Annotated in this window: 23 protein-coding genes; 13 read left to right on the top strand and 10 right to left on the bottom strand. The window is 62.7% G+C overall.

Going from position 1 to position 22,214, the window contains the following annotated elements:
- Positions 1 to 26 precede the first annotated feature (26 nt).
- Together CUJ84_RS03365 and CUJ84_RS03370 are read right to left on the bottom strand one after the other, a co-directional pair.
- Entirely contained in the window at positions 27 to 1,502 is a 1,476-nt protein-coding gene (locus CUJ84_RS03365) for an MFS transporter (RefSeq protein ID WP_105005175.1), read from the bottom strand.
- A 113-nt stretch (positions 1,503 to 1,615) separates the two neighbouring features.
- Entirely contained in the window at positions 1,616 to 2,524 is a 909-nt protein-coding gene (locus CUJ84_RS03370; protein WP_105005176.1) for a LysR family transcriptional regulator, read from the bottom strand.
- 120 nt (positions 2,525 to 2,644) lie between these two features.
- Here CUJ84_RS03370 and CUJ84_RS03375 point away from each other — a divergent pair, with 120 nt between their 5' ends.
- Entirely contained in the window at positions 2,645 to 3,028 is a 384-nt protein-coding gene (locus tag CUJ84_RS03375; protein ID WP_158686900.1) for a nuclear transport factor 2 family protein, read from the top strand.
- A gap of 11 nt (positions 3,029 to 3,039) precedes the next feature.
- The gene (locus tag CUJ84_RS03380) at positions 3,040 to 3,624 is read left to right on the top strand and encodes an NAD(P)H-binding protein (RefSeq protein WP_105005178.1); all 585 of its coding nucleotides are present in this window, start codon (positions 3,040 to 3,042) and stop codon (positions 3,622 to 3,624) included.
- Positions 3,625 to 3,667: 43 nt separating this feature from the next.
- On the opposite strand, the gene CUJ84_RS03385 is transcribed toward CUJ84_RS03380, so the two are convergent.
- Both CUJ84_RS03385 and CUJ84_RS03390 read right to left on the bottom strand, forming a co-directional pair.
- Positions 3,668 to 4,243 (bottom strand): peroxidase-related enzyme, encoded by a 576-nt coding sequence (locus tag CUJ84_RS03385; RefSeq protein WP_105005179.1) that lies wholly within the window; start codon positions 4,241 to 4,243, stop codon positions 3,668 to 3,670.
- On the bottom strand, positions 4,240 to 4,722 hold the full coding sequence (locus tag CUJ84_RS03390; protein WP_105005180.1) for a CMD domain-containing protein: 483 nt from the start codon (positions 4,720 to 4,722) through the stop codon (positions 4,240 to 4,242). The genes CUJ84_RS03385 and CUJ84_RS03390 overlap by 4 nt, the downstream gene beginning before the upstream one ends.
- Before the next feature lie 160 nt (positions 4,723 to 4,882).
- On the opposite strand from CUJ84_RS03390, the gene CUJ84_RS03395 reads away from it, so the two are divergent.
- The 10 genes from CUJ84_RS03395 (at position 4,883) to CUJ84_RS03435 (ending at position 13,593) form a co-directional block, all read left to right on the top strand.
- A complete protein-coding gene (locus tag CUJ84_RS03395; RefSeq protein WP_105005181.1) occupies positions 4,883 to 5,881 on the top strand; it encodes a LysR family transcriptional regulator in 999 nt (332 codons plus the stop codon).
- Positions 5,878 to 7,368, top strand: coding sequence for an NAD(P)-binding domain-containing protein (locus tag CUJ84_RS03400; protein WP_105005182.1), 1,491 nt, complete (start codon positions 5,878 to 5,880; stop codon positions 7,366 to 7,368). The genes CUJ84_RS03395 and CUJ84_RS03400 overlap by 4 nt, the downstream gene beginning before the upstream one ends.
- Complete coding sequence (locus tag CUJ84_RS03405) at positions 7,361 to 8,101, top strand: amino acid ABC transporter ATP-binding protein (protein ID WP_105005183.1); 741 nt, start codon at positions 7,361 to 7,363, stop codon at positions 8,099 to 8,101. The genes CUJ84_RS03400 and CUJ84_RS03405 overlap by 8 nt, the downstream gene beginning before the upstream one ends.
- 16 nt (positions 8,102 to 8,117) lie before the next feature.
- Positions 8,118 to 8,942 carry an amino acid ABC transporter substrate-binding protein gene (locus CUJ84_RS03410; protein ID WP_105005184.1) on the top strand — a complete coding sequence of 275 codons (825 nt, stop codon included), beginning with the start codon at positions 8,118 to 8,120 and terminating at the stop codon, positions 8,940 to 8,942.
- Positions 8,943 to 8,995: 53 nt separating this feature from the next.
- Complete coding sequence (locus CUJ84_RS03415) at positions 8,996 to 9,703, top strand: amino acid ABC transporter permease (RefSeq protein ID WP_105005185.1); 708 nt, start codon at positions 8,996 to 8,998, stop codon at positions 9,701 to 9,703.
- Positions 9,704 to 9,722: 19 nt separating this feature from the next.
- On the top strand, positions 9,723 to 10,415 hold the full coding sequence (locus tag CUJ84_RS03420) for an amino acid ABC transporter permease (protein ID WP_105005186.1): 693 nt from the start codon (positions 9,723 to 9,725) through the stop codon (positions 10,413 to 10,415).
- A 518-nt stretch (positions 10,416 to 10,933) separates the two neighbouring features.
- Complete coding sequence (locus CUJ84_RS39155) at positions 10,934 to 11,062, top strand: hypothetical protein (RefSeq protein ID WP_012756348.1); 129 nt, start codon at positions 10,934 to 10,936, stop codon at positions 11,060 to 11,062.
- The gene (locus CUJ84_RS03425; protein ID WP_105005187.1) at positions 11,059 to 11,808 is read left to right on the top strand and encodes a metal ABC transporter ATP-binding protein; all 750 of its coding nucleotides are present in this window, start codon (positions 11,059 to 11,061) and stop codon (positions 11,806 to 11,808) included. Before CUJ84_RS39155 ends, CUJ84_RS03425 begins: the two co-directional genes overlap by 4 nt.
- Positions 11,805 to 12,677: a metal ABC transporter permease gene (locus tag CUJ84_RS03430; protein WP_105005188.1), complete on the top strand. Its 873-nt coding sequence runs from the start codon at positions 11,805 to 11,807 to the stop codon at positions 12,675 to 12,677. The genes CUJ84_RS03425 and CUJ84_RS03430 overlap by 4 nt, the downstream gene beginning before the upstream one ends.
- 16 nt (positions 12,678 to 12,693) lie before the next feature.
- On the top strand, positions 12,694 to 13,593 hold the full coding sequence (locus CUJ84_RS03435) for a metal ABC transporter substrate-binding protein (protein WP_105005189.1): 900 nt from the start codon (positions 12,694 to 12,696) through the stop codon (positions 13,591 to 13,593).
- 36 nt (positions 13,594 to 13,629) lie between these two features.
- Here CUJ84_RS03435 and CUJ84_RS03440 read toward each other — a convergent pair whose 3' ends face one another.
- From CUJ84_RS03440 to thrC, 6 genes are all read right to left on the bottom strand, one after another.
- Complete coding sequence (locus CUJ84_RS03440; protein ID WP_105005190.1) at positions 13,630 to 13,938, bottom strand: Dabb family protein; 309 nt, start codon at positions 13,936 to 13,938, stop codon at positions 13,630 to 13,632.
- A gap of 137 nt (positions 13,939 to 14,075) precedes the next feature.
- Positions 14,076 to 14,501 carry a hypothetical protein gene (locus tag CUJ84_RS03445; protein WP_105005191.1) on the bottom strand — a complete coding sequence of 142 codons (426 nt, stop codon included), beginning with the start codon at positions 14,499 to 14,501 and terminating at the stop codon, positions 14,076 to 14,078.
- A gap of 473 nt (positions 14,502 to 14,974) precedes the next feature.
- Positions 14,975 to 17,887: a sensor domain-containing phosphodiesterase gene (locus CUJ84_RS03455; RefSeq protein WP_027685703.1), complete on the bottom strand. Its 2,913-nt coding sequence runs from the start codon at positions 17,885 to 17,887 to the stop codon at positions 14,975 to 14,977.
- Complete coding sequence (locus CUJ84_RS03460; RefSeq protein ID WP_027685702.1) at positions 17,884 to 18,498, bottom strand: GNAT family N-acetyltransferase; 615 nt, start codon at positions 18,496 to 18,498, stop codon at positions 17,884 to 17,886. The genes CUJ84_RS03455 and CUJ84_RS03460 overlap by 4 nt, the downstream gene beginning before the upstream one ends.
- A 29-nt stretch (positions 18,499 to 18,527) precedes the next feature.
- Entirely contained in the window at positions 18,528 to 19,826 is a 1,299-nt protein-coding gene (locus tag CUJ84_RS03465; protein WP_105005192.1) for a M16 family metallopeptidase, read from the bottom strand.
- A 3-nt stretch (positions 19,827 to 19,829) separates the two neighbouring features.
- Positions 19,830 to 21,254, bottom strand: a complete 1,425-nt coding sequence (gene thrC / locus CUJ84_RS03470; RefSeq protein ID WP_105005193.1) for a threonine synthase — start codon at positions 21,252 to 21,254, stop codon at positions 19,830 to 19,832.
- A gap of 275 nt (positions 21,255 to 21,529) precedes the next feature.
- Between thrC and CUJ84_RS03475 the strand changes: the two genes are divergently transcribed.
- Complete coding sequence (locus CUJ84_RS03475; protein ID WP_105005194.1) at positions 21,530 to 22,177, top strand: hypothetical protein; 648 nt, start codon at positions 21,530 to 21,532, stop codon at positions 22,175 to 22,177.
- Positions 22,178 to 22,214 lie beyond the last annotated feature (37 nt).

The following is a 22,214-nucleotide window of genomic DNA, read 5'->3' on the forward strand; positions in this document are numbered from 1 at the left end:
GTTGGAACGGATTGGCGGATCGCGCTTCAGGCGACGTCGACCGACTCGTCGGCGACTGGGACGATGATCGAGACGGGGCGGCGCTGCCGGACGATCAGGGCAAGGACGAGAACAAGCGCGAGCGCCATCATCGCGGCCGAGCCCGTCAACGCCATCGTCACGCGATGGGCGAGAAGTTGGATGCCTTCCAGGCCGCTCGTGCCGAAAGCCGTGACGGCGACCAGGATCGCAAGACCAAGGGAATTGCCGAGCTGGTGGGCGACGTTGACCACACCTGAGGCGGCGCCGGCATCGGCCCCGGAGACGCCTGATATGCCCGAGGCTGTCAGGGGGCTCAGGACGAAACCCTGGCCCCAGCCGATCAGGACCATCGGCAAGGCAATGTCACTCAGATAGTCCACATTGGTGGAGACACGGCTGAGCCAGGTCATTCCGATAAGGGTCAGGACAAAACCCGTGGCAAGCAGGCGGGCGTTGCCGAACCGCTTCGTCAGCTGCGGCACGGCCATTGCCGATGCAAAGTTCACGAGTGTCGCGGGCAGGAAAGCCAATCCGGTGGCGGCAGCGCTGTATCCAAGAACACTCTGCAAGAACTGCGTCGTGAAGAAAAAGAAGCCGATCATTCCGCCGAGGAAGAGCATTCGCGAGGAATAGGCCCCGACGCGTTCGCGACTGGCGAAGAGACGCAGGGGCATGATCGGTTGCCGAGCACTCCGTTCGATGGCAACAAAGACCACCAGCAGCAATAGGGAGGCCGCGATAAGGCCGATGGTCAGGCTATCATGCCAGCCATGGGTCGCCGAACGGATCAGGCTGTAGACAAGCGCCACCATGCCGATCGTCGAGGTCAGGCCTCCGGCAATATCGAGCCGCCCCGACTGCCGTGGCGTCTCCGGAACGAAGCGGATGGCGGCGAGGATCATGCCGAAGCCAATCGGCAGATTGATGAAAAAGCCCACACGCCACGACAGCCACTCGGCCAATACACCGCCGAGCACGAGGCCGACGCTGGCTGCAATGCCGGCGACGGCGCTGTAATAGGAAACTGCGCGGGTGCGCTCACCCCCTTCGGCGAAGGTCGTCTGCAGCAAGGCCAGTGTGGCCGGCGCAAGAATAGCGCCGCCAATCCCCTGGACGGCACGCGCGCCGATCATCCAGGCCGGCGTCTCGGCAAGACCGATGGCGAGCGAAGACGCGGTGAAGAGAGCGAGGCCGATGGTGAGCATGCGCTTGCGGCCGAGAATGTCGCCCGCTCTTGCCCCCAGAAGCAGGAAGCCTCCGAAGGTGAGGGTATAGGCGCTCTGCACCCAGGCGAGCTCAGGATCGGAAAAGCCAAGTTCACGATGAATGCTCGGAAGCCCCGTCAGCACGATCGACGTGTCGAGCACGAGCATCACGTAGCTGGTGAGGATGATGGTCAGGATCGCGGTCTTGTTGACCGCGTGCGATAAAGGGTTTGCCTCTCGGCTGGAGGGCCGGCTGGCCTGTGGGGGTGATCTCATGGCGCTCTCCGGAACCGTCATTGCGGCGATTGCCGCGGATGTCCCGAGAGATAGCACCCGGCTATTCTGCCGATTAGATTGCTATTCCTGCATGCGCTTTTGAGGAATTCTCATCAATGATCGGAACGTGATGTTCGGTATCGCAGCGCGTCGACCAGCACGCTGAAGGCCGGAGACATCTGGCGGCGGCTCGGATAGTAGAGGAAGTAACCATCGAACAGCGGGTTCCAGTCGTCGAGAACGGTGACAAGCCGCCCGCTCTCGATTTCATCTCGTGCATGATCCTCGAACAGGTAGGCAAGTCCGACGCCCCCGAGCGCCGCTCTCATCACCATCTGCGTGTTGTTGAAAGCCAACGGGCCATCGACACGGACACGAACCTCGCGGCCGTCCTTTTCGAACTCCCAAACCAGATAGCCTCCATAGGTCGGCAGTCTGAGATTGATGCAGGCATGGGCAGTCAGGTCCTGCGGCGTCGACGGTTTTGGGTGGCGCGCGAAATAGTCTGGCGAACCAACGACCACCATTCTCATCTCAGGTCCGATCCGCACGGCGATCATATCGCCGTTCAGCTGTTCGCCGAGCCGAATTCCCGCATCGTAGCGCTCCGCGACAATATCGGTGAGCGCCCCGTCCACCGTGATTTCAAACTTGATATCCGGATATTCCGGAAGAAGTCGCTCTATCGCCGGCCAGAGGATCGATGTCGTCGGATGCTCGCCGGCGGTGATCCGAACCGTGCCTGCGGGTTTGTCGCGCAGTTCTGTGAGAGCCGCCAGTGCGGTATCAATGCCGTCGAAGTGCGGCTCGATCGAGTGCAGCAACCGCTCCCCGGCATCGGTCACGGAGACGCGCCGGGTCGTTCTCGTCAGCAACCGAACGCCGAGCCGCTCTTCGAGCAGCCGCATCGAATGGCTGAGCGCCGAAGGCGAGACGCCAAGCTTTGCCGCTGCTCTCGTGAAGCTCTGTTCTCGCGCAACTGCCAGGAAGACAGTGAGGTCGTTGATGCTGTCTCGGGACATTTTTGAATTCTGCTCAATACCGAATGCGGATTTTGCAGCCTAATCGTCTTTTCGCCCATGGGCTAGATGATGGGGGCAGGCAGTGGCCCAAGCACATCTCGACCAGAAAGGCTGTTCTCGATGAACCACGCAGCATCAGGAAGCGCCGAGGAGGAGATCATTGCCCTGTCGCTGGACAAATTCCGTTGGAAGACATCCGGCCGTATCGATCTGGTCGAGGCGCTTTTCGACGACGATCTGCACTTCGTCCACATCACCGGGCATGTGTCTTCGAAGCGAGAATGGATCGAAGAGCTGCGATCGGGCCGCTTTGTCTACAACCGCATCGAGCCGTGGGGCGCTTCGGTTGCGGTCGAGGGCGATCGAGCCACACTCCGAGGCAAGGCCGTTTTCACGGTGACCATGGGGGGACACCGAGGACAGTATCGTCTGGCTTTCACCGAAGTCTATGTCCGTAAACCCGCCGGGTGGAGGCTCGTGGAGCTTCTCACCTCGACCTACTGAGGGAAATCAGCATGACCAACATCCTTATACTCGGCGCCAACGGGCAGTTGGCGCGCAACACGACGCGGATGCTCCTCGACAGGACGGACGCCAATCTCACCCTTTATCTGCGCCGGGCGAGCCGCCTCGCCAACCCGGCACCTGAAAGAGTGAGAATCGTTGACGGCGACGTTCTCGACAGCGACGCACTCCGGTTGGCGATGGCAAAGCAGGACGTCGTCTATGCCAACCTGTCCGGAGATATGGCTCGCCAAGCACAGTCGATCATCGACGCCATGCATGCGGCGGGGCTGAAGCGGCTGATCTTCATCAGTTCGATGGGCATCTACGGCGAAGTCCCAGGCGAGAAATATCGCAGTGTCCTCGATCCATATCGAGATTCTGCCGCACTGATCGAGCAGTCGGACCTCGACTATACCATCCTGCGGCCGGGTTGGTTCACGCACGACGCTGAGATCAGCTATCAGCTCACCAGAAAGGGCGAGCTCTTCAAGGGACACGACGTCTCGCTAAACAGCCTGTCGGACCTGATCGTGAAGCTCGCCTTCGATCCCGCATTGCATGCTCGCCAGAGCCTTGGCGTCAGCAACGGCTGAACCCGCATTCTGGTATTCATGTTGTCGCTCCCGAGGAAACACTTCAGTCCTTCATCGGCTCGCCGAGCGTATGCATCAGGCGGTTCGCCCAGCCGAAGATCGCCGACGAGAGGACGAGATCGAGAGCCTCCAACTCGTCGAGCCCGACGTCCGCCAGCGCCTGCGCGTCGGCCGCGACCGCCTCGGGCGGCGTGGTCGACAGTCGGGCCGAAAAGTTGAAGATTGCCTGGAGATGCTCGTCGAGCGTCGCTTCGAGACCATCGGCGAGCACGGCTTCGATGACATCAGTGCGTTTTGTCAGGTTGTTGAACCGGGATGCATGGACGGCGGCGCAGTAGACGCAGCGGTTGACGACGGAGGCGGCGACGGCACCGAGTTCGCGCTCGCTGGCCGCCAGTCCGTCCTTGCCGTACATGATCAGGTTGAACAGCGGCGAGCGGACCGCGAGCGTTTCGGGATCGTGCGCCAGGGTCAGCACATAGGGCGAGATGCCCTTGTTCGACGGCGTCGTCTGCATTGCTGCATGCTGCTCGTCGGTGGCGGTCGCGAAATCGACCGGAACGACATAGGGCTGCCAGCGCGGCACCGTGGTGGTGAAGGTGTGGACGACCTCGCTCATCGCATTTCTCCCAGCAGCTTCAGGCCGGCGAGAACCCGCACCTGGTAATTGACGAAAGCCGCAAGCTCCGCGAGCCGGACGATGTCAGCATCGGTTACGCCGACCTGACGCAATGCCTCCACATGGCCGCGCGTGGCATCGCGCGGCGCGACCGTGAGCCGGTCGGCATGACGAACGATCTCGGCGGTGCGCGGATCCGACACGTTCGTGCCCGGCTCGGCGAGCAAGGCTGTCGCCGGTTCGTCGGCGCGGCCAACGAGCGTATCGTAGTGGCTTGCCAGCGCCGGGCTGCGGTTGTGCCGCGCCATGCGGGCGGCGAGTGCTGCCCTCAGGCCGTGCGACAATCCGCCGGGATCGCGTGGCAGAAGCACTGCGTCGTGGGCCGCTTCACTGAGGCGCAGGATCTCGGCGCGTTTGCCCATGGCTTCCGCGAGCGCGGAACCCGGCCTCACAGAGGCAAGAGTTTCGATGAGTGTCAAAACAAGCTCCTCAATACATCGCGGACATAAGCTCTAGGTAGGCCGGACCTCTCATTATGTCAAACTGGAATGCTAAACAGATATTGATGTGAATTTTTTATCTACTGCCAGTCGTCAAATGAGAATTGTCATGCTTTACTGACATGAAGGAGAGTGTTTGATGTCCATTATGCATTCTAACTCTTTCGATATCCGGCAACTTGAAGCCTTCGCAGCGGTGATGTCGGCCGGCAGTGTGACCGGGGCGGCAAGGCTGCTCGGCCGATCGCAGCCGGCGGTCACGCGTCTCATCCAGGATCTGGAGGCCGATATCGGCTATGCCCTGCTTCATCGAAGCGGCCCGCGCATCAGCCCGACCGCGCGCGGTCTGCTCTTTCACGCCGAGGTGGAACGCCATCTTGCCAGCCTCGCCCACATCCGCGAGCGGGCGAACGCCATCGGTCTCGATGAACCGCCGTCGCTGACGATCGCCGCCACCCCGTCGCTTGCTGCCGGCGTTCTGCCCCAGGCGATCTCGGCCGTCGCGCCGGACCTGATACCGCGTCATCTCCATGTGCAGGCGCTGGCGGCCGAGAACGTCGTGCAGGCCGTGCTCGCCCGCTCAGCGGACTGCGGGATCTCAAGCCTGCCGCTGGAACATCCCGGCCTCGACGTGCACTGGATTGCCGAAGCGCCGTGTGTCGTCGCTCTTGCCGCGAACGATCCGCTGGCCAATGATGAGATGGTGCGTCTCTCCGATCTTGCCGAGCGCCGCATCATCACGCTCGCCAACCCCTACCGCCTGCGGCACCGTATCGACGAGGCCCTGGAACGGGCGGGGGTGGCGCCGCAACGGATGATCGACGTCAACGCCTCGCTGACGGCCCTGACGATGGTCCGGGCCGGATTGGGCGTCGCCATCGTCGAGCCGGCGACGGTCTGCGGCGTTCCGCTCGAGGGGATCGTGATGCGCGTCCTCGACCACACCATCCCCTTCCTGTTCGGCGCCATCTCGCCTGCCGCGATGCCGCTGACCCCGACGGTCGCCGCCGTGATCGATGCGGCGCGCGCCGTGGCGCTCGCGATGCCCGGTTGCCGGCTGCATGACGCAGGCGGCGTCGAAGCCTTGGCCGACACCGTCTACGGCGGCAGCCCGATCACCGAGGAAGTGCCGTCATGAGCGACCTCTCGACCTTTCCGAACAATCTCGAAGCGCTCGAGGCACGCCTGCGCCAGGACCTTGCCTGGCTGGAGCTGCCGGCCAAGTCCTGGGTTCCGCCCCGCGTCGTCGATGGCGAAGGGGTCGTCGACGTCGTGATCATCGGTGCGGGCATGGCCGGGCTCGTGGCCTCCGCCATGCTGAAGCGGCTCGGCGTCGCCAATCATATCGTTCTCGACAAGGCGCCTGCCGGAAGCGAGGGTCCCTGGGTCACCTTTGCCAGGATGCGAACCCTACGCTCTCCCAAGCAACTGACCGGGCCGGCAATGGGCCTGCCGGCGCTGACCTTCCGCGCCTATTACGAGGCGCGTCATGGCCGCGATGCCTGGACCGCGCTCGACAGGGCGCCGCGTGAGACATGGATGGACTACCTGGTCTGGTACCGGCGCGTGCTTGACCTGCCGGTGCGCAATGGGGTCGCGGTCGATGCCATTCGTCCGCGCGCCGACGGCCTGCTCGATGTCGTCTACCGTCACGATGGCCGGTCCGAAACGACGATCGCGCGCCACGTGGTGCTGGCAACCGGCCGCGACGGCCTCGGCGGTCCCTTCGTACCGTCGATCGCCCACGGCATCGAGCGCAAGTTCTGGGCTCATACCGCCGACCCTATCGATTTCGCCGCATTGCGCGGCAAGCGGGTCGGCGTCGTCGGAGCCGGCGCCTCGGCGATGGACAACGCCGCCACCGCCCTCGAGGCAGGTGCTGCCCGGCTTGACCTGTTCGTGCGCAGGACCGACCTGCCACGGATCAACAAGTTCACCGGCATCGGCAGCCAGGGCGTGGTGCACGGCTTCGCCGGTCTGCCGGATGACTGGAAGTGGCGCTTTCTCGATTATGCCATGCGCGCGCAGACGCCGCCTCCGCGCCCGAGCGTCTTGCGTGTCAGCGCATTCCCGCAGGCCCATCTTCATCTCGGAAGCCCGATCGATCGATTGCAGCAGCAAGGCGTCCATATCGCTGTGACGACGCCGAAAAGCAGCTATCCCGTCGATTTCCTGATCTTCGGCACCGGCTTCAAGGTCGACCTGACGAACCGGCCGGAACTCGCCGCCGTCGCATCGCATATCCGCCTCTGGCGCGACCGCTTTCCTGTGCCCGCGGACATGCGAAACGACGAGCTTGAAACCTCGCCCGATCTCGGCGACGCGTTCGAATTCCTCGAGGCCGAGCCCGGCGCTTGCCCGGCGCTGGCCCGTATCCACTGCTTCAACTTCCCCGCCACGCTCAGCCACGGCAAGCTCACGGGCGACATTCCCGCGATCAGCGAAGGCGCCGACCGGCTCGCCCGCGGGATCGTCAGGGCGCTCTTCGTCGCCGACCGCGAGCGTCATTTCGCCGATCTGCAGGCCTTCGACACGCCCGAATTGCTCGGAGACGAGTGGGCCGACGACGAGACCGCGACGTTTTCCGATCTATCTGCCGAAAGGACACCGACCCGAAATGCTTGAGATCAAAAACCTAAAGCTGTCCTACGGAAACACGCAGGTCCTCAACGGCGTCGATCTCTCGGTGAACCGCGGCGACGTGGTGTCGATCATCGGCCCCAGCGGTACCGGCAAGACGACGTTGCTGAAGTGCATCAACTATCTGGCCAGGCCGGCCTCCGGCACGATCGCCTTCGATCAGGTCAGGATGGACTACCGGAAGCCGGACAACACGGCGGTCCAGGCGATCCGGCTGCGGACGGCGATGGTCTTCCAGCAGTTCAACGTCTTCAAGAACATGACCGTCATTCAGAATGTGATGGATCCGCTTGTGGTCGTGCAGCGCAAGTCGAAGGACGAGGCGCGTTCGATCGCTTTGCAGGAGCTTGAGCGAGTCGGCCTTTCGAACAAGATCGACAGCTACCCGTCCCAGCTTTCCGGCGGCCAGCTGCAGCGGACCGGCATTGCGCGTGCGCTAGCCGTCAAGCCGGATGTCATGCTCTTCGACGAACCGACGTCGTCGCTCGACCCCGAACTGGTCGGCGAGGTTTTGAAGGTGATCAGGGACGTCACGTCATCCGGCATCACCTCGCTCCTCGTCACCCACGAGATGCAGTTCGCAAAGAACATCTCGAACCGCATCGTCTTCATGGATCGGGGCGTCGTCGCCGCTCAAGGCAGCCCTGCCGAGATCTTCGACACGCCCTCCAACCCGCGCCTTGCCCAGTTCCTGAGTTCCGAACACTCCATCCAGTAAAGAAAGGATGCCTGACATGTCTTCCATCAAGTCGACTTCCCGCCGCACCTTCGGCCTCGCTGTAGCCGGCGTTGCCTTTGCCCTCGCAACCGCGGGCCTATCGCATGCCGAGGACGTGCGCACCGTCAAGATCGCGACGGCTGCCGAATCCAAGCCGCTCTCCTGGGGTGCCATCGGCGTCGAGCCGCAGGGTTACGAGCCCGACGTCCTGAAAGCGATCAACGCCAAGCTACCGCAGTACAAATTCGTGATGGAGGGTGCTGCCGACATCGCTCAGGAGACCGGCCTTGCCACCGGCAAGTACGACATCGCGACCGGCGGCTACTACCGGGCGCCTGCTCGCGAAAAGCAGTTCCTCATTCCGGAGAGCCCGATCGGCGCCAGCCTGATCAAGATCTACAGCCGCAAGGACAGCGGCATCAACGAGATGAAGGATCTCGTCGGCAAGAAGATCGTGCCCGTGACGGCCGGCGGCGGCATCTACAAGTTCGCCACTGCCTGGCAGGAAAAGAACCCCGACTTTAAAATCGAGATCACCGCGTCCAGCGCCGGCATTCCCTATCCGGATCGCCTGAAGGAAGTCGAGAACGGCAAATACGACGCGCTGGTTCTGCCGTCGAACCTCGGCGAGCAGACGGTCATCGACCAGCAGAAGCTGGACGTCAAGGCGAGCGAGCCGGTCGCGATCAACAACACCTTCGTCCTGATCCATCGCTCCGAGGAGAACAAGGCGCTCTCCGAAGACATCGACAAGGCTCTGAAGGAGCTGAAGGCCGACGGCACGCTCGCCAAGCTCTCGCAGAAATGGTTCGGCGAGGACATCACCACCTACATGAAGTAACGCCGGCCAACGATCGGCGATCAGGCCAAGACTGAAACAAGGAGTGTTCCGAAGTGGACCTATCCATCATGATCCCTGAGCTGCTCAAGGCGCTGCCGCTGACGCTTGCGATCACGTTCACGGCCATGATCGCCGGCTTCCTGCTGGCCCTGATTGCGACGACGTTCCGGGTGCGCAGGATACCGGTTCTCAGCCAACTGGCCGACCTCTACGTCTCCTATGCCCGGAGCGTCCCCGTCGTGCTCCAACTGTTCGTCGCCTTCTACGGGCTGCCGCTGGTCGTCGCCTTGTTCGAGGTCGAGGACTTCGTGTCCCCGAACGTCGCGGCGATCGTCGGCCTCAGCCTCTACCATGGAGGCTATCTTTCCGAGGTTCTGCGGCCAGCCTACCTCGCCGTAGAACGCGGCCAGCACGACGCCGCCGACAGTCTCGGATACACCTTCCTTCAGAAGATCCTTCGGGTCGTCGGACCCCAGGCGGTGCACATCGCCCTGCCAGGCTACGGCAACTCGATCATCTACCTCATCCACAACGTCGCACTCGTGATGTACATCGGCGCCGCTGATGTCATGGCGACCGCCCATCTCGTCATGGAGCGCGACTACAACCAGTACCAGTTCGAGACCTACCTTGTGCTGGCGGTGATCTATTCGCTGCTATGCCTCGTGGCATGGATCGTCGTGCGCTTTTTCGAAACGCGAAACGCAAAGTTCGCGCCCAATACCGCACCGGCCAAGGCCACGATGATGGCAAGCGTCTGATCGAATAGGAGGTCATCACATGTTCGATTCCGAAGTCCTTCTTCCCGATCTCTGGGATATCCTCGGCGCGGTCCCGGTGACGCTCGCCATGGCGCTTGGAATCTTCGTCTTCTCCACGATCGTCGGCAGCCTTTTCGCGATGGTGGAATATCGGCGGGTCCCGGTGCTTCGGGAACTGGTCATCGCCTACAAGGTCGTCTTCAAGGGCGTTCCGATGGTGATCGTGATCTTCCTCGCCTATTACGGCCTGCCGCCGACGCTGCAGTTCCTGACCTCGCTCGTCGGCATCGACTATAACGGTCACTCGACGCCGAACTGGATCACGCTCATCGTCGCCCTGACCGCCTGCGTCGCAGCCTTCCAGGCGGAGGTCGTGAAGGGCGCACTCAACTCCTTCGACAACGGTCAGGCCGATGCGGCCTATTCCCTGGGCTACAAGCGCAGCCAGGTGTTCCGCCGGGTGATGCTGCCTCAGGTCATCGTCGCGGCCATCCCGGATCTTGCCAACTCCATCATGGTGATCATGAAGGCGCTGTCGCTGGGATTTGCAATCGAGGTCGTCGACATCTTCGCGCAGTCGCAGCTGACCGCGGCACTGAACTTCTACTACCTCGAAGCCTTCCTGATCGCAGTCGTCATCTACATGGTGATCGCCTATATCGTCACCTACGCCGCCGACCGGATGGAACGGGCTCTGAGGGTATGGGCCTAGGGGCACTTCGCCCTTCCTCGGAGCACGATGCACGGGATCAGGATTTCCACAGTCGTTTCGGCATGTAGCGGCCATCGCTTTCGAGGTGATGCGGGTTGGCTGATGTCCAACAGCGAGCGATCTCGGGCGTGCGTTTAGGCGGTGCCAACCGATGCAAATGAGAACCCCGACTGAACTGCGCCACAAAAGACTATGCCGATGATCGCCGCCTGCGGGCCGGCGGGGAGTTTGGGAGAAACGCGCCCCAAACCTCCGTCATCCCAGGCCCTGAGCCTGGGATCCATGCCCGGTGCCAATGGAGGCGAGAGTGGATCCTCGGGTCAAGCCCGAGGAAGACGGAGGGTGGGGTGGCTTCTGGAGCAAGGACAGCGGAGCGCTGCAACTACGAGCATCCTGACAGGTAAAGGGCGGCCATTCGGTCGCCCTTTTCAATTGTGTGAATAACTGCCAAGTCCCGCCTCAATCTCGCCGCAATTGTTATAACATAACCGTAATGTTATTACATTGTAGGATGCGCCATGCCCCCGAGCCCCGATCGCCCCTCCGTCAGCCTGCTGGGACAGTCGGCTTTTTCAAGGGTGATCGGCATGGCGCTGGTCATTACCGTGCTTTGGCTGGCGATCCACTGGGCGGTTCTCTTGCCATGACGCCGCTGATCCGTCTCGAGAATCTGACCGTCGCTTATAACCGGCACCCTGCCGTCCATCATGTCTCAGGCGCCTTCGCCTCGGGCAGCCTGACGGCGATTGCCGGGCCGAACGGGGCGGGCAAGTCGACGCTGCTGAAGGCGATCATGGGCGAGCTTCGTCCCGCCGAAGGCAGGGTCGAGCACCGGCTGGGACGGGCGGAATTCGGTTATCTCCCGCAGGCGGCCGAGATCGACCGGCGCTTCCCGATCTCGGTCATCGACACCGTCATGCTCGGCGCCTGGAAGAAGACGGGCGCCTTCGGCCGCATCGCGGCCAGTGAGGTGAAGAGGGCAGGCGAGGCGCTCTCGGCCGTCGGCCTCGAAGGCTTCGGCCGCCGCCATGTCGGGTCGCTGTCGGCCGGCCAGTTTCAGCGTGTGCTCTTTGCCCGCCTGCTGCTGCAGGATGCCGGCATCATCCTGCTCGACGAGCCGTTTACGGCAATCGATGCCCGCACCACCAGGGACCTCATCGATATCGTCACCCGCTGGCATGGCGAGGGCCGCACGGTGATCGCCGTGCTGCACGATTTCGAGCTCGTCCGCGCCCATTTCCCGCAAACCCTGCTGCTCGCCCGCGAGCTTGTCGGCTGGGGTGCGACCGCAGACGTCATGTCATCCGTCAATCTCCTGAAAGCGCGCGCCATGGCCGAGCGCTGGGATGAGGATGCGAATGCCTGCGCACCTGAAGAGGCGCCGGCGGCATGACGGCTTACGATCTCTTCCTGGCACCCTTTGCCGATTACGGTTTCATGCGCCGGGCGCTCGTCGCCTGCCTCTGCCTCGGGCTCGGCTCCGGACCGATCGGCGTCTTCTTGATGCTGCGGCGCATGAGCCTGATGGGCGACGCGATGAGCCATGCCGTGCTGCCGGGGGCGGCCATCGGTTACCTCGTCGCCGGTTCGCTGTCGTTGACGGCGATGGGCCTTGGCGGCCTCATTGCCGGCCTGTCGGTGGCACTGCTTTCCGGCGCCGTCAGCCGGATGACCGTGCTGCAGGAGGATGCGAGCTTTGCCAGCTTCTATCTCGCGTCGCTGGCGCTCGGCGTGTTGATCGTCTCGCTGCGCGGCTCGAACATCGATCTGTTGCATGTGCTCTTCGGCACCATCCTGGCGATCGATGCACCGGCCCTTTATCTGATCGGCGCGATCACTTCGCTGACCCTCGTCATCCTCGCCTTCATCTACCGGCCGCTGGTGGCCGAATGTTTCGATCCGGGGTTCCTGCGCGCCGTCGGCGGGCGCGGGCCGGTCTATCACGTCCTCTTCCTGCTGCTCGTGGTGCTGAACCTCGTCGCCAGCTTCCAGGCGCTCGGCACGCTGATGGCGGTCGGCCTGATGATGCTGCCGGCAGCCATCGCCCAGCTCTGGTCGCGCAGTCTGCCTGTCATGATGGCGATAGCAGCAGTCAGTGCCGCCGCCTCCGGCTATCTCGGCCTGATCGCCTCCTACCATCTCGAACTCGCCTCCGGCCCGACGATCATCATGACGGCGGCGATCCTCTACGGCTTTTCTATTCTTTTCGCGCCCTCCGGCCTGGCCCGGCGCTTCTTTCCCCGCCCGCATTTGAAGGGCTGATCCCAAGGAGACTTCGATGACATCGCACAGACTGCTTCTCTCCGCAGCAATCCCCGCTTTGATGACGCTGTCGGCCATGCCCGCCTCCGCCGAAACGCTGAAGGTTGTGGCCTCCTTCACCGTGCTTGCCGATGTCGTCAAACAGGTCGGCGGCGAACACGTCAAGGTGACGAGCCTCGTCGGGCCGAATGGCGATCCCCACGAATTCGAGCCGTCGCCGGCCGACGCGAAGAATTTGAACACCGCTCAAGTGACCTTCGTCAGCGGCGAGGGGCTGGAAGGCTGGATGGACCGGCTGATCACCGCCTCGGGCTATAAGGGCAAGCCGGTCACCGTTTCCGAAGGCATCAACACCCGCACCATGGAAGAGGACGGCGAAAAAATCACCGATCCGCATGTCTGGAACAGCCCCGTCAACGTCAAGATCTGGGTCGCCAATATCGAAAAGGCGCTGTCATCGGCCGATCCCACGGACGCCGCCGCCTTCAAGGCCAATGCCGAGAAGTACACCAGGACGCTGGATGAATTGAACGCCTACGCTCATGCGAAATTCGACAAGGTAGCCGACGATCGCCGCAAGGTGCTGACCAGCCATGACGCCTTCGGTTATTTCGGCCGCGAATATAATGTCAGCTTCCTGGCGCCGTTTGGTCTGTCCACCGAAAGCGAGGCATCGGCCGCCGACGTCGCCAAGCTGATCGAGCAGATCAAGGGCGAGCATGTGAAGGCCTATTTCTTCGAGAATTCCAACGACCCGCGCCTGGTCAAGCAGGTCGCCAAGGCAACGGGTGCCGAGCCCGGCGGCGAGCTCTACGTCGAATCCCTGTCCGACGCCAAGGGGCCGGCGCCGACCTATGAGAAGATGTTCAAGTACAATGTCGACCAGCTCGCCGCCGCCATGGCGAAATCGAGCTGAGGATCGAGGGGGCTGCGGGGTTTGACCCCGCAGTCTTCACAAATTGAGGTCGAAGACCAGGATGCCGGCAAGGCCTCCATCGGTCGACGAGACGATGCGCTCGCCCACAGTCACGTGCTCGGGATGGATGAGATAGGCATCCCGGGCCTCGGCGCTTTCAAAGGTCACGGCAAAACCGTCGACAAAGCCGCCATGCAGCCCCTCGGGCGAAACATTTGGCCCGTATTTGATATCCAATATGCCGGGAATGACCTGTTTCAGGGCGACGATTGCCGCAAACAGCGACTGCTTTTCGTCGTTCGTCACCGCGGTCTTCAGCCGCAGGAATACGCAGTGCAGGATCATCCGTGGTCCTCCCGATTTTCTTTGGCCGATTTTCTTTGGCCCGATTTTCTTTGGGTGGAGAATAGCGGCGAAAGCCGGGAGAGCAATGAGATTTATTTTCACGCAGGCGTTGCGGCGCGAGCCGGGGCTCGGGCAGATTACATCTGGTCGGTCTTAACCAGGGGCCGCTTGTAGATCTTCTGGACGAGATCGCTCGCCAACGCGCGGGCTTCGTCTTTCTCAGCCGCCGTCATCGGCCGGCAGGTGTTCCGGGTGTTTGAACTGTCGAGCACTGTCGTGGAGCCGGAATTGGCGATGACGAGATGCCAGCTGCAGGAGGCGACCTTGTCGATGGCGACGGCACCATGGCAGCCGGTGGACAAGCAGAAGGCAACGGTCACCTGCGCCCCGTGATCGCCTTTATAGGCCAGCTCGACGGCTTTCTTAATATCCTGGACCCATCGCTCGCATTGCGCCTGTTTTGGCCCCGGCTCGCAGCTCTTGGTGACGGGAGTGAGGTCGCCGGCCTGAAGCGGCGATACGCAAAAAACACCCATCGAGAGGGCGAGCAGAAACTTGAGCATGGGATTTTCCTTTTGCAAGGAATGAGAGGCGCACATCGCAGGCGGTTGGTCAATGGCCCTCGATGGAAGGGAAGGGTAGCCTGACAGACGTTCGCGTACCATCGGGAAAACCCGAAATTGTGTCGCCAATGCTACGGGCCTTTTCCCGCAACTCAGACTGGTCGGATCGCGCCGCGAGCGCACATTAACTAAACAACCAGATAAATTATCCGCCAACCCAGGAGACTTAAGCAAAGTCCAGCAAGAGCGCCCACAGGCACGAACATGAGAACGCCGAGTATCCCTGCGATTTCATAGCCTAACCATGCACCAAGGAGCAGCCCCACGATGCTCAGCAAGGTTGTTATCGTCTCGTGCAGTTTGACCATGAATTGAACGTAGACACGGAAATGGCCATGTTCAATGGCGGCAATGGGCCAAAGGTGGCCTTTCCAACCCAATGCCGGCAAAACCGACGAGACCAGCCGCTCCGCTCACGCCCGTTTCGTCAGCGGAAAGCGGTCGCGCAGCAGCCGCAGCACCGATTCCGAAGGGATCGGCGGCCCGAAAAGGTAGCTCTGCCCGTAGCTGCAGCCCATCTTGGCGAGCTCGATCGCATCTTCGTTGGATTCGATCCCCTCCGCCACCACCTTCATCTCAAGCTCTCGCGCCATCGCGATCACCGATTTGAGCACGGTCGCCTTCTTGTCGCTGCTGTCGCGCACCAGCGCCTTGTCGAGCTTGATCATGTCGAAGGGGAAGCGGGTGAGATAGGCGAGCGACGAATATCCGGTGCCGAAATCGTCGAGCGCCAGCCCGATGCCGGCTTCCTTCAGCTTCTGCAGCACAAGGCGGGCCTGTTCCGGATTTTCCATCACCATGGATTCCGTCAGTTCGAGCTTGAGGCGCGAGGGGTTGCAATGCGTCTTGGCGAGAACCGAACGCACGTCGTCATAGAGCTCGTTGTTGAGCAGCTGCACGCTCGACAGGTTGATCGAGACGAAGATCGGCAGTTCGCCGGTCTGGTGCTGCCAGCTCATCAGATCGTTGGTCGCCTGTTCCAGCGCGAACATGCCGAGCGGGCCGATAAGATCGGAGGCCTCGGCGATCGGAATGAATTCGGACGGCTGGATATTGCCGCGCTTGGGATGTTCCCAGCGCATCAATGCCTCGAAGCCGGCGATCTCGACATCCTCCAGCCTTGCGATCGGCTGGTAGACCATCGACAATTCCTTGCGTTCGATGGCGCGGCGCAGATCCGTTTCGAGCTGCAGCCGGTCGGTGCCGAAGTCGCGGAAGGCCGGCTGGAATGGCTCGACACGGTTGCCGCCGGCCCGTTTTGCCCGGTACATCGCAAGCTCGGCGTCGCTGAGCAGGCCGGTGGCGCTCTCCTGCCGGTCGACCCAGGAGGCAAGGCCGACCGAGGCCGTCAGGATGATCTCGCGATTGGCGAAGTTGATCGGCACCATGATTGCCTTGCTGATCGCATCGGCAAAATCGGCGACCTTGGCCGGATTATGCTCGGAAACCAGGATAAGGCCGAACTGGTCGCCGGCAAGCCGCGCCAGCGTGTCCTGCGGTTTCAAGAGCCGGCGGAGCCGCCGCGTCAGCGCGATGAGGATGTTGTCGCCGGCGGCAACGCCGAGCGAATCATTGACCAGCTTGTAGCGGTCGATGTCGATCACCATCACCGTCGGGCGCAGCGTATCGCCACCCGGCGCCAGCGCCAGCACCGACTGAAGCCGGTCGAGGAAGACCTGCCGGTTCGGCAGGCCGGTCAGATTGTCGTGCAGCGCATCATGCAGCAGCCGCTCGACGGAATTCTTCTGCTCGGTCACGTCGACGATCGTGCCGACGCAGCGGATGATTTCGCCGTTCGAGCCGAGCACCGGCCGGGCGCGGATCAAGAGCCAGTGGAAATGCCCGTCCTCGGCGCGGATGCGGAACTCGTGGTTCAACCGCCCGCGGCGATGTTCGAGCAGCACGTCGAGCGTGGCGCGGAAGCGGTCGCGGTCGTCGGGGTGCAGCCGCGGCAGCCAGTTGCGCGCCGCGCCATGCATGGCGCCGGGCGACATGCCGAGCTTTGTCGAGACGTCGGGAATGGTGACGACGCGGTCGCGCGCCACGTCCCAATCCCAGACCATGTCGCCGGAGCCGGTGAGCGCCAGCGATTGCCGCTCGAGATCGGAAAACAGCCCCTGCTGGAAGGCGCCGCCGGCAAACGCATGCTGCATGACGGTGAAGCCGATCAAAAGCACGATGAGCACCAGGCCGCCGCCGAGCGCGGGCTGGATGATGTCGTTGTCGAGCCGTCCGGTGACCGTCAGCCACGCCCCGAACAGCCAGACGAGGATCAACGCCCAGGCCGGCACCAGCAGGATGGCGCGGTCATAGCGGTTGAAGCCGAGATAGATGATCAAAAGCAGCCCCATCGTCGCCGTCAGCGCGAAGGAAAGCCTGGCGATGCCGGCGGCAATCGACGGATCGTAGATCGCCACGCCAAAGAGCAGGGCAAGGCCGAGCACCCAGGCAAGCGTGGCGTAACCCAGATGCGCATGCCAGCGGTTGAGGTTGAGATAGGTGAAGAGGAAGATGACGAAACTCGACGCCAGCGCCACCTCCGCGCAGGCGCGCCATATTCGCTGGTCGGCCGAGGCGACGCTGATCAGCTTGCCGAGAAAACCGAAATCGACGCAGATATAGCCGAGCACCGCCCAGGCAAGGGCCGCCGTTGCTGGCAGCATCGAGGTGCCCTTGACGACGAAAAGGATGGTCAGGAACACGGCGAGCAGGCCGGCAATGCCGAGCACGATGCCGCGATAGAGCGTGAAGGCGTTGATCGTGTCCTTGTAGGCGTCCGGTTCCCAGAGATAGATCTGCGGCAGTTCCGGCGACGACAGTTCGGCGACGAAGGTGATGACGGCGCCGGGGTTCAGCGTGATGCGGAAGACGTCGGCCTCGTCGCTCGGCTGCCGGTCGAGCGCGAAGCCTTCGCTGGGCGTAATCGCGCTGATGCGCTGCGAGCCGAGATCCGGCCAGAACAGCTTGGAATTGACCAGACGGAAATGCGGCGCGACGATGACGCGCTCGAGCTGTTCTTCCGAAACGTTGGCGAGCGCAAACACTGCCCAGTCGCCCTGATGGTTCTCCGAGCTTGCCCTGACCTCGATGCGGCGGCGGATGCCGTCGGCGCCGGCCGCCGTCGAAACCTGGAAGGCCTCGCCCTGGTTGGCGTAGATCTCGGTCGTCGCGGTCAGGTCGAGCGCGGTATCGTCACGGGAAATTTTTACAGGTTCGGCCGCCTGGGCAACACCCGCCACGAAGGCGAAGGCCGCCAGGAAAAGGGCTGCGATCACCGCGATCACTCGTCCGGACGGTGACTTGGGCAGCATGCGGTCTCTTGTCATCGGCTGTCGGTTTTCCTGCCTTTATCCGTATCGGTGGCGAGACGTGAAAACATCACATGGTCATGCCACTGACCGTTGATCTTTAAATATCCGCGCAGATAGCCTTCCTGTTGAAACCCGGCTTTTTCAAGCAGACGAATGCTGCGCGCGTTATCTGGAATACAGGCTGCTTCGATACGGTGCAACTCAAGCCCGGCGAAGATGTAAGGAATAACCAATTGAAGGGCGGCGAACATATGCCCCTGGCCGGCATGGCGTTCGCCCATCCAGTAGCCGATCATGCAGCTTTGTGCCGCACCCCTTCTGATGTAGCCGATGGTGACGCCGCCGACGAGCGTCATGTCGCCTTTCAGGAAAATGAACAGCGGCACCGCCTGGCCCGAGGCATATTCCTGCTTGCCGCGGATGACGCGGGCGCGGTAGGCGCCCTCCGTCAGCTCGTCGCGCCGCCAGGTCGGCTCCCAGGGTTCCAGGAACTTGCGGCTTTCGGCGCGCAGCCGGTGCCACTGGTTGAAATCCTGATAGCGCGGCAGGCGCAGGAGATATCTGTCGTTCTCCAGCTCCACCGCTTCCGGCTGCCGCGACAGGAACCGAAAAACCGATTTTGGCATCGATCACTCCCGGCAAGACAGACGTCGGCTCAGCGGCTTGCCTGCAGCGTCTTCGACGCCGGGACCGAAAGCGAGGCGGTGATGTCTTCCATCGGTGCGAGCCGTTCCAGCGGACCGATCGCCGAAAGCGTCGGCACCGTGTCATAGAACAGCCGGCCGGCGAGGTCGGTCAGCCGCTCGATGGTGATGCCCTCCAGCCGCTCCATCATCTCCGGATTGGAGATCGGCCGGCCGTAGAGCATCATCTGCCTGGCGATCTGGCCGGCGCGGGCCGCCGGGCTTTCCGCACCCATCAACAGCTGGGCGCGGATCTGGGCGCGGGCGCGCTCGATTTCCTTCTGGTGGATCGCATCGGCGGATTTGTGCAGCTCGTCGATGATGACGGGTACCAGCTCCGGCAGGTTTTCGCCGCCGGTCGCGGCATGAATGCCGAAGATGCCGGTGTCGGAAAAGCCCCAGTGGAAGGCATAGACGGAATAACAGAGGCCGCGGAACTCGCGCACTTCCTGGAAGAGCCTGGAAGACATGCCGCCGCCAAGGATATTGGCGAGGATCTGCGAGCAGTAGAAATCGCGGGCGTGGTAAGGCTTGCCTTCGAAGCCGAGCAGGATCTGCGCGTCCATCAGGTCGCGCGGTTCTCGCACGCTGCCGCCGATATAACGCGCCGGTTCCATGACGGGCGGCGCGGAAGGAGCCGTCGGCAGGCTCGCGAAACGATCCTCGACCATGCGCAGGAATTCTTCATGCTCGACGGCGCCGGTGGCGACCACGAACATGCGGTCGGTCGTGTAGTTGCGGCTGAGATAGCCACGGATCTGCTGCGGGGTGAAGGAGACGACGGTCTCCGGCGTGCCGAGGATCGCCCGGCCGAGCGTCTGGTCGCGATAGGCGACCTCGGAGAACCGGTCGAACACCACGTCGTCGGGCGTGTCGTTGGCGGCGTTGATCTCCTGCAGGATCACCTGCTTCTCGCGCTCCAGCTCCTCTTCCTCGAAGGCCGACTCCGTCAGGATGTCGGCGAGGATGTCGACGGCGAGCGGCACGTAGTCCTTGAGCACGCGGGCATAATAGGAGGTCGTCTCGGTCGAGGTCGCGGCATTGACTTCGCCGCCGACATCCTCGATCTCCTCGGCAATCTGGCGGGCCGTGCGGCGCGCCGTGCCCTTGAAGGCCATGTGTTCGAGCAGATGAGCGATGCCGTGCTCGTTATCCGTCTCGTTACGCGATCCCGATTTGATCCAGACTCCGAGCGCAACGCTTTCAAGATGCGGCATGGTCTCTGTGACTACTGTCAGCCCGGATTTCAGCCGGGTGCACTCAACTGTCATTGGCTATCTTTCTGCGCCTGCTGTCGTCTCGCCGCGGGCATGCTTGCCGATAAAAGTCTCAACGGCTTTCAGCTCCGGTTTGATGATCTGGAAACGCTCCTCCCTGTGCATCAGATCAGCAAGCCACGTCGGAAGCGCCGGGTCAATACCGCAGGCGGATTTTACGGCGGCGGGGAATTTCGCCGGATGCGCGGTCGAAAGCGTCACCATCGGCGTATTCGGCTTTTCTTTCTTCTGCGCGACGAAGACGCCGATCGCCGAATGCGGATCGAGCAGATAGCCGGTCTCGGCATGGGTCTGGCGGATCGTTTCGGCCACCTGTTTCTCGCTGGCGCGCCCGGCGCGGAAGTCGCGGCGGATCGCCTTCAGCGCTTGCGCACCGATCTCGAAGCCGTTGGATTGCTTGAGGCTTTCCATCGCCGCGCGCACCTTCGAGGCGTCGCGGTCATAGGCTTCGAACAGCAGCCGTTCGAAGTTCGAGGAGATCTGGATGTCCATCGACGGCGAACTCGTCGCCTTGACCGCCTTCATGTCGTAGCGGCCGGTCTTCAGCGCCCGCGCCAGAATGTCGTTCTCGTTGGTGGCGATCACCAGCCGGTCGATCGGCAGGCCCATGCGCTTGGCGCAGTAGCCGGCGAAAATATCGCCGAAATTGCCTGTGGGCACCGTGAACGAGATCTTCCGGTCCGGTCCGCCGAGTGCGACCGCCGCCGTGAAATAATAGACGATCTGGGCCATGATGCGCGCCCAGTTGATCGAGTTGACCCCGGACAGCCGGACCCTGTCGCGGAAAGCCACGTCGTTGAACATCGCCTTCACCAGGTTCTGGCAATCGTCGAAATTGCCCTCGACGGCAAGCGCATGCACATTTGGCGACGACGAGGTGGTCATCTGCCGCTGCTGCACCGGCGAGACCTTGCCGTGCGGGAAGAGGATGAAGATGTCGGTGCGCTCGCGGCCGGCGAAGGCATCGATCGCCGCCCCGCCGGTGTCGCCCGAGGTGGCGCCGACGATCGTCGCCCGCTCGCCGCGCTTCTCGAGCGCATAGTCCATCAGCCGGGCGAGCAGCTGCATCGCCACGTCCTTGAAGGCGAGCGTCGTGCCGTGGAACAGCTCCATGACGAAGCTGTTCGGCCCGGTCTGGACGAGCGGCGCGATCGCCGGGTGGCGGAAGGTGCCATAGGCCTCGTCGATCATCGCCCGGAAGGTGTCGTCGGGGATCTCGCCATTGGTGAAGGGCGACAGGATGGTGAAGGCGATCTCCTGATAGGTCTTGCCCCTAAGCGCCCGGATCTCCTTCTTGGAAAAGCTCGGCCATTTGGAGGGAACGTAGAGCCCGCCGTCGCGCGCCAGCCCCGTCAAGAGGGCGTCGCAAAAGCCGAGGGAAGGGGCCTCGCCGCGGGTCGAGATATAGTCCACGTTCGTCATCCTTGATCTATCGCTGGAGGAAATCCGGCCGGGCGTCGCCATGGCCGCTCTGCCGGAAATCTGGGCCGGAAATCGAAAACGGGCCGCCCTGCCGGCAGGGCTTTGCTTGTATGCTTTTGAAGTTGCCCGCATTCGGCGTCGAAAAGTGCATCAAAACGGCGCTTACCCAATCGATTTTTGTTTGCGCCGCTGATATAGACCATCGCAAACCGTCATGAAAGGCCTCGCGAAAAAGACATGGGGCCTCCAAGAAACGCTTGTACAAGGGATGGAATATGGTGCTCGGCAAGGTCTCGCGTCTCATCGTCTCCGCATCTTTTCTTGCCCTGCTTACCGGTTGCAACTCGCTCGGCATAGGCGGTGACAGCAAGTCGTCGGCGCCGCCGGCCCAGCCGAACGGCACCGCCCAGATCATGCCGCTGGCGCCCGCCAACCCCTCCTCGAACAATCCCTCGATCGGCACCGGCACGACGGCGCAGGGCACGGTCGCCCCCGTCGTCCAGGGCGCCTGCCCGCAGATCTTCATGCGTGACCAGGACGCGATCTTCCGCACTTATGCCAAGGGCAAGAAGGATGATCCGCAGCAGATCGTCTACCAGGCCTCCTTCGGCGATTACACCCGCCAGTGCACGCTGAGCGACACGAACCTGACGATGACGGTCGTCGCCCAGCTGCGCCTGATCACCGGCCCGGCCGGCGCGCCAGGCCCGCTGACGCTGCCGATCCGCATCTCCGTCGTCGACGGCGAGACCGTGCTCTATTCCGAAGTCACCAAGTTCCCGACCGAAATCCCGGCGGGTGCGCCGGGCACGCAGGTCATCTTCCGCAAGGACGGCATCAAGATGCCGGTCGGCTCCGGCGCCCTGGTGCGCGTCAATATCGGCTTCGACACCCAGCCGGCAAAGACCAAGAAGAGCAGCTAACACGGATACCGTTGGGATGATGCCGAAGGCGACGTGC

The organism is Rhizobium leguminosarum (genome assembly GCF_002953715.1).
In the GTDB taxonomy this organism is placed as follows: domain Bacteria; phylum Pseudomonadota; class Alphaproteobacteria; order Rhizobiales; family Rhizobiaceae; genus Rhizobium; species Rhizobium leguminosarum_V.